The sequence below is a fragment of the Hallella colorans genome, assembly GCF_003096815.1.
In the GTDB taxonomy this organism is placed as follows: domain Bacteria; phylum Bacteroidota; class Bacteroidia; order Bacteroidales; family Bacteroidaceae; genus Prevotella; species Prevotella colorans.
This window is the reverse complement of sequence record NZ_QENY01000055.1, coordinates 1-1,447: the sequence shown is the minus strand read 5'-3', so window position 1 is coordinate 1,447 and position 1,447 is coordinate 1. Positions and strand designations below refer to the sequence as shown.

At 52.2% G+C, this 1,447-nt stretch carries 1 protein-coding gene; it reads right to left on the bottom strand.

The annotated features are described in order from the left end of the window. Nucleotides 1-10: 10 nt before the first annotated feature. Entirely contained in the window at nucleotides 11-1,420 is a 1,410-nt protein-coding gene (locus C7379_RS12535; RefSeq protein ID WP_116617556.1) for an IS5 family transposase, read from the bottom strand. Between the last annotated feature and the right edge of the window lie 27 nt (nucleotides 1,421-1,447).

Here is a 1,447-nt window from a genome sequence, read left to right as displayed (position 1 = left end):
TAGTCGACCCTCAAAAAGGCGACATCGCATTTTTCATATAGACCTGCGTGATGATTTGGTATTGAAAATTTAAGTTCAGCCTCCCACAGCACCACATAATCACTCTTTCAATTAGGCACAAAAGAAGCCTCATGGCTCTTTTGAAGTTAAATGCGGCAGCTGCAAGCATGACATTGATGGAGTCTCCGAAGAGACCCTTGTAGAAGTTCCTCCCCAACCGGTGGTCTGCCTTGCAGTGGCCAATGACTGGCTCTATTCCTGCCCGCTTGCGGAAGAGTTTGTGCTTTTTGTTCTTGGCGTACCGTGAGTCTGTTTTCTTGGGCGTGTCCGGAATCATGATTTGTGTCTGCCCGCTCATGCTTTGTCCTCGGTATCCCCTGTCGCAGGCAAGTGTTTTTATTTTCCTGTCATACAGCCGCCTGACCTGCTCCATTGCCTTGTCTATCGTATGGCCGTCATACTCATTGCGGAATGACAGCGCGCCGATGATGAGTCCGTCCCATAGTCTAACGATGGAGACCTTGTTGCCGAACTCGTACTTCTTGCCCTCTTTTCCCTTGCTGATACAAAGCACGTCCGGCTCGTGAAGCGAGTAGATCTTATGGCCGTCCAACCGCTCGCCGTTGACAAGCCTCATGCAGGTGTCAATCCGCTCCTGGTAGGCATTTCTATCGGGCAGCAGGCGAAGCAGCTCCCTGAGCAACCTGCCCGCAATGGTGCGCATCCGCTTGTCGGCCTTCCTGACTTTGGCCTTGCTGTTCTTCCTGCCCCTGAAGCGCTGAACGAGCATCAGTTCCTTTATCTCCCTGGCATAGCTCTGGCGGACCTTGAGGTTTTCCTTCTCCGCCACGCCGTGGCAAAAGTCTGTCACCTTGTTCAGGAGTTTCGAGTCCGTGGGGAAGGTCACGTTCTTCTCCTGCACCGTCGTGTCGATGAATGCGGTCTGCTCCGCATCGGGCTTGCGTCCACGTCCATCCTTGCCGTCTTTCCCCTGTGTCTCCTCTTTTCTGTGGTCGCCGATTAAAAGATTGATGCGGATGCTTTCCTTGAGTATCAGCTCCATGCCAGATTCACCGATGCGACGGCGGAACTCGACAAGCTCGGTGGGAACGCAGGGAGCGTCGGTGCGGAATGCCTCCATCCCGCAAAAATACTGGAAGTAGGCGTTCTCCGAGAACTGCTCCACGACGCTCTCGTCTGAAACGTCACGAAGGTGTTTCAAGATCAGCAGACCGACCATCAGACGGATGGGCTTGGCCATGCGGCCAGTGTCCTTGCTGTAAAGAGGGGAAAAGGACTGCTCAAACAGATCCCAATCAATCAGATTGGCTAACTTGTACAGGGAATTCTTGGGAGAGAGCATTGCCTCAAGATCCCAGAATAATGATGCCTGACGGACTTTGGATGGAGATTTATACATCGTTGAATTGCAAGATTTTACTATACA

Bases quoted from the DNA above. Each gene is read 5' to 3' on its own strand.
- C7379_RS12535 (WP_116617556.1), bottom strand. From the start codon at position 1,420: ATGTATAAATCTCCATCCAAAGTCCGTCAGGCATCATTATTCTGGGAT.